This is a genomic window from Microcystis sp. M53598_WE2 (genome assembly GCF_030067735.1).
Classification (GTDB): Bacteria; Cyanobacteriota; Cyanobacteriia; order Cyanobacteriales; family Microcystaceae; genus Microcystis; species Microcystis aeruginosa.
In genome coordinates this window covers 1-5,801 of the sequence record NZ_JASJFE010000894.1, presented here as the reverse complement: position 1 = coordinate 5,801, position 5,801 = coordinate 1, and the positions used below count along the sequence as shown (strand labels likewise).

General features: G+C 42.6%; 5 protein-coding genes. All 5 read right to left on the bottom strand.

Translation table 11 applies throughout. The features are described from left to right. A partial coding sequence (gene cas5d, locus PX636_RS18240) for a type I-D CRISPR-associated protein Cas5/Csc1 (RefSeq protein WP_288118187.1) occupies positions 1-474 on the bottom strand: 474 nt, incomplete at its 3' end. Between the two features lie 55 nt (positions 475-529). Beyond that, positions 530-1,537, bottom strand: coding sequence for a type I-D CRISPR-associated protein Cas7/Csc2 (gene cas7d / locus PX636_RS18235; RefSeq protein ID WP_288118185.1), 1,008 nt, complete (start codon positions 1,535-1,537; stop codon positions 530-532). A 17-nt stretch (positions 1,538-1,554) separates the two neighbouring features. After that, a complete protein-coding gene (cas10d, locus tag PX636_RS18230) occupies positions 1,555-5,001 on the bottom strand; it encodes a type I-D CRISPR-associated protein Cas10d/Csc3 (RefSeq protein WP_288118183.1) in 3,447 nt (1,148 codons plus the stop codon). Further along, a complete protein-coding gene (gene hepT / locus PX636_RS18225; RefSeq protein WP_002778659.1) occupies positions 4,994-5,428 on the bottom strand; it encodes a type VII toxin-antitoxin system HepT family RNase toxin in 435 nt (144 codons plus the stop codon). Before hepT ends, cas10d begins: the two co-directional genes overlap by 8 nt. Positions 5,429-5,431: 3 nt before the next feature. After that, on the bottom strand, positions 5,432-5,801 hold a 370-nt coding region (gene mntA, locus PX636_RS18220), incomplete at its 5' end, for a type VII toxin-antitoxin system MntA family adenylyltransferase antitoxin (RefSeq protein WP_288118181.1).

Here is a 5,801-nt window from a genome sequence, read left to right as displayed (position 1 = left end):
TTTTGATAGGGAAAGTTCTGTCAGTTTTACTTCCGCTTTACTCATCCATTTTCCCAAACGAATCCATTTAGGAAGTTGTAGGGGGTGATGGGAAATAATAAAACATTCAAAAACACTTTCGGGAGCGATTTCTTTGGCTCTGCCAAAACTGGGAATATTTTTCTGGGTTTTTTCCATCTCCACATGATAGTTATTATTGGCATATTTCCAAGTATTGAGAACCGCCGTATGAACGATCGCCCGTGCGGGAGTGACATAAATTTTCTCTTCGTTAAGAGGATTTAAATGTTCTTGGTACTGGGGAATCTGTTCGGAACAGAAGTAACGATAACTATCGCTATTTACCAATCCCAAAGCATAACAGAGCGCGTAATTATGAATTACGGGTTCGCTTTCGTAGAGTCTGCCGATTTCACGGGTTGCGTAATAAAGACTATCGTGCAGTTCTAATTGACAGGAATAAATATGTACCATAACTCTTTAAAAATTGCGAGGATATAGGGTGAGAAATTACTCACCCTACTGAAATTTACGGTTTTTGAGCGGCTGGTTTTTTCTCGGCGATATGTTTCTTAGCGTAGTCTTTCGCTTCTTTATCCGCTTGTTTCAAGATCGATAAAATTCCTGCTTCCGTACCCGTGAGAGTTTTCACCTCAGTTAATAAAGGTTGAAAATTTTCCCCGATAAAATCGGTATGAACGATAAATTCTTCCGCCATTAATGCTTGTATTGCTTCGGTGGCTTTTTCCATAACTAAATCCTCGTCTAAGGGATCGATCGAGTGTAATACTTCATCGGGAAGGCGATCATATATTGCCTGTGTCCAGCGCAAATTACTAACAATTTCCCCATCGGCAAAAATAACACCGATAAGCTCATTTCTTACCCGTCCCGTCCGGGTGGTTTGCGCGCCGTAGTGACGGGTACGCAGGATGTTATTAAAAACATAGAGAAAACTTGCTTCTGTCGGATCTTTTAGGGTGACAATACTAGGGAAAAACACCTGCGGACGAATGTGATCTTGTTGGTTAATTCGGCTAGTCACTTCTCCTACTTTTGTGTTATTTTCTCCCTTAGATGCCATAGTACCATTCTCGTAGGGAGCGTTTAAAGTAAAACTTTCATGGGATTCATCAAAGGGTGTGATCGAAAAAGCCGTATCTACTACTACTTTCGATTTTTCTGAACCCGAATCACCGATGGCAAAACCATAAATAATACAGTCGGGGTTATTCATGGCAAATTTTACATTATACTCACATTCTTCGGCGGTAATTAATCCGTAGTTTCTGAGTAATTCTCGACCTACTAGGCGTTCTGGAGTTGACTGTTTTCGTTTAAACATCGATAAACGACTAATCGTTTTTTTGCTATCAATTCCCGCACGAACACGAGCTTTATTTAGCTCTCCATCTGTTTGAAATAAAGGATAAGATTCTGTGACTCGAATCGTCAAAAAGTGAACGTATTTTCCCATCGGTTTGTAGGGAATCTCGCTATGAAAGAATTTAGAATTGAGGGTTTTCAGTAAAGACATGGTAGGTACTCCTTGAATTAATTATTGTTTTCAGAATCTTCATCCACAGGTTGACCCTGGGCTTTTAACTCTTGATTTTCTCTGTCCTGTTCGAGACGGTAAAGAAATTCGCAGGTATCGCGAATGAGGTTTAATTGTCTGCCAGCTAGACGCGCTCGATCGCCCTTAAAAGAACCCTCGAACACATCGATCACAAAATAACGAGCAAAAAACAATATTTTCTGTCTTTCCTGTTCTCGATCGGATAGAATCCAGCGACCTTCTGCTGTAGAAGCATGAACCCGATTCATTAAGCTGGCCACTTCCGCCGCTACTACAGAAACTAGGGCTTCTCCCTGATACATTCCTCCTTTGAGAATCGTATCGGCGGCCACATCGATCGGTTTTAAAACTGCGTTCGCTTTCGGGTTATATCGTTTATTAGCTCGATAGAATTGACGATACAATTCGGTTAACTTTTTCGGGTGATTTAACGGGGATTGCTCTTCCATATTAATTGTGAAATTAGAACGGTGAACTTCTGTAACGTAAGGATCGAAACAAGGATAAAAATCGTAGAGATACAGAGCGATTCGATTAGCGCTCGGTATATCGGCATCTTTGCCCCGTTTCCACTGTTTAAGGTAATGAAAAACATAGAGAGGACTGGTTTCTAAATTGATAGCGAGTTCCGTTAATTTTCCCCAATTGGGATCATAACCCGTCTTACCCTGCTTCGAGTTTACGTCTAAATGAATAGAATAGGCTGCGGTTAGGGTATTTAAGGGGGCGGAATATTTTTTTCCGTCATTATCTTGCCATGGGTTCAAGACTCGATCGAGACGGAATCGATCGCATCGGGTTAAGGACCGGATCGCTTGGGGCGCACTGTCGAGAAATACCGTCTCTTCAAATTCCGCACCGTCGCGATAGGGAGGAATAGGAGACTCAGAAACCACCGTTTTGACATCTAGAATCATCGGGAAAGCTAATCCTAACCATGCCGGCATAACCCAGGATTCCGTATCGGTGGGATCGCGGCCCGGAGGTAGGGCCATAAAATAAAAGGTTAGGGGTTTATCTTCGGGATAGGATAGTTTAAAAGTGCGGTCTTTTTTGCCATCTTCCTCCTCGTTAATTCTTTCCTTTTTCTGCCTTAATTTTTCATCGATCAGGAAACTATCGACACTCTGATAACGGGTTCGATCGAAGTTAGCGACTAGATCCTTATCGACAAAGTGCAACTTTATCGAGCTATCAAAACGAGTTTGAGCGATGTTAGCGTAGGCTTTTTGTAAAAAACTATTGGTTTCGGGAGTAAAATAATAGGTCGGGTAAAAGTACAGATAGCGATATTTGCCCTCCTCGAAACGTTTTCCTACCGCTTGGGTTTGATTCATAAGAATCTGACGCAACATCATTTCCGTTCCCGCGATACTGGAAATGTTTCGTTTGGCGTTCGAGCCTGCCAGCATTTGTTTATTGGTATAGACTTGGGGAGTAAAAAGAACCGCCGATTCCATCTGTTCGCTGACACTATAGGGAGAATGGGAGATCGAACAGAGAAGTTGACGGCCGCGACCTTGTTTTTTAGCGGCGTTGTAGTGGTTTAATTCTTTCTGGAAGGTTTCGATCGAGTGGGCCAATTCCCGACCGGGTAACTGCACCACTTGATTAACCCACTCTCGCAAATCCTCCCAACCATCGGGTAAGTTATATCCCGCAACTATGGCGGCGATTTTTGCGGCGAGAAAAGCGATTAAATCTTCTGCAACCGGTCTAATATCCTCGATTCCGGGATGCTGTTTCAGGTATCGCGCCGCTAGATAATACCATTCGTAGGGAACCCCTCCCGTATTGCCTTTCAGTTTGAGTTTTTTTAAAGATTCATTAATACACTTGATCGCTCGGATTTGTGGCAGATAATTTTCTAGATTCCAATAATGCGCGATCTCGCTAATTAAATCTAAATCCGGCGGTGCGGGTAAGTTTTTCTGCAATTTTCGCGCCTGTTCGATTTTTTCCAAGCGATCGCCCCAGATTTTCCGCGTCACCACGTCCCCGAATTCCGCTAGGCGATCGATGCGGATATCATCTTCACAATGAAAATCGTAATCCGTCGGTAAAACGCCCTGTTGTTGAAATTTAATCAGGTTTTCGCCGCGACTTCCGGCCACGGACGCTTTATTATCACCGAGGATGCGAAGGGTGGCGTTGAGGGCAGCGCGCATTAACCCGGCATCGTCGAAAAATTGGCTATAGTAATCCGCGTATTTCATCCCTTTGCCATCTCGGCCGAATCCCGTTTGTTTACGCTGTAATTCGCCGCTACAGAGGGATTTAATCGTGTCCACCACTCGATTCGGTAAGGTTTCTAGGGACACTTCTGGCGCGTTTTTGGGGGCGATATAGACAACTCCCGTAGGCAAGTAAAGTAAAGGCTGATAGTCTAGTTCTTGATGTGCTTCCATCACCGCGTTATTAAGTACGTTCGTCAGTACCCCGCGGTTTTCGGCGATGCTGTGGTAAGTGAATTTTAGTTCCCCATCGCTGAGGCTGTATAAAAGGTCTTGTAACGGAGCTTTTTCCGCGTCGTGGGGGTGTTTAATAATGGATGCGAGGCGATCGGCTAGACAGGCAAGATCGGTTAAACTTTCGAGAGCGCTATTGTTTAAGCGAGTATTTAAGCCATCTTCCGAGGTATTTCGATCGGTATCATTCCGACGCTGGGCATTTTTAGCGATATATATCAAATCATCAAGATATTCAGTCCATTTTTCTGGTTGATCGGAAAATAAAAAGCGATCTAATCCTAATTCGGGAACCAATACTTGAAAAATCTCTCGATGTTCCTCTCGTGATAGTTTGCGGATATCTCGATCGAAGTCCTCGTTAATCTCGATATATTTCGCCGGCATCCCGGGAAAAAGCGAGTAGCGGAATTTCTCGAAATCGTGGAGAATAAACCCAGCGATCGCCAACCTGCGCTCGCATTCCTTTACTACCCGTCGAACGGTAGTATTGAGTTTTTCTAGTCGTTTTTCGATGAGATTAGCGGGAAATAATCCATTAAGTAAATGAGTATTGAGAGATTGATCTCCTGCATTATCCCGTCGAACTTTGCTTTTTCCCTCTAATTCCCGACGGCGATCGATTTCCTCGAAGAAATTTCCTCCTTTTGCCGTGACACCGATCGCTAATCGGAGTAAATTGGGTAATACCATTTCGGCAAAATCTGCCATAACTCGATCGTCGGGGTTTTCCGCTCGAATCGCCTCCCGTAGGAGTTTTAGGGTTAGCAGTTGGCGAACAGTTTCGACTCGGCGATCGCTTACCGATTCGCTAATTCCTAAATCTTCGGAAACAAGAGATTCTAAATCAATATCCTCGAACTCAAAATCCAGATCTTCATCGTCAATTTCTGTAGTGTTATCGAATAGATTTAACTGTCCCGTTTCCTCTAATTTTTTTTGTTTTTTAGGCATCTTTCACCTCTAGAGAGTCTAAATAGTCGGTAATTTGTTTGAGATAAAGCGGAAATTGAGATAAAGCGATCGGAATCGCCTTAAAAACAAGTTCATTATCGATCGCCTCGTATTGATGCACTAAACGATTTCGCATTCCTGATGATTTCGCCAACTCCCCGGCTAGTTCTCTGGTAGTTAAACCATTTTTACCAGCTTCTATAAAAGAATCGTAATAGGTAGCGGGAGTTACGTTATGTAATTGTAAAAGAAGATAGCTATTAATATCGGAAGATGACTCTACCAATAATTCTATCAATCTCTCAACCATAAGTTGATAGTCAAAATTGTCCAAATACTCTGATAGAGTAACGCTCTCGAACCCCCGTAATCGATTAAGATATTTGATCATCAAACGAATTCTAACGGTGACTATCTCTCTTTCCATCGTTTAAACTCCCCATTGTTTAAGCCAAAGATCGATACTGTCTTTTTGAATCTTTCGGAATTTAGCGGTATCGGCGTACTCTTTCCAAGCGCATACACGAAATTTTAAAAAGTCTCCCGTATTTTTTTCATAGATAAGTTTTCCATCTCGTGCGACTTGATACTTCATTAATGGAGAACAGCGATCGAGTTCAATTAGATCGATCGAATCACGGTTTATCTCAAACAATTCACTCAAGATAGAGAGAGAAGTTAAGTAATCATTACTGATTTCCTTAATATGTGTTTGTCTGTTTGTTTCATCGTATGAAATTGCCAAATCCCAATCGCTATCAGGTCTATGCTCTCCGCACGCTCTAGAACCGAAGAGAATT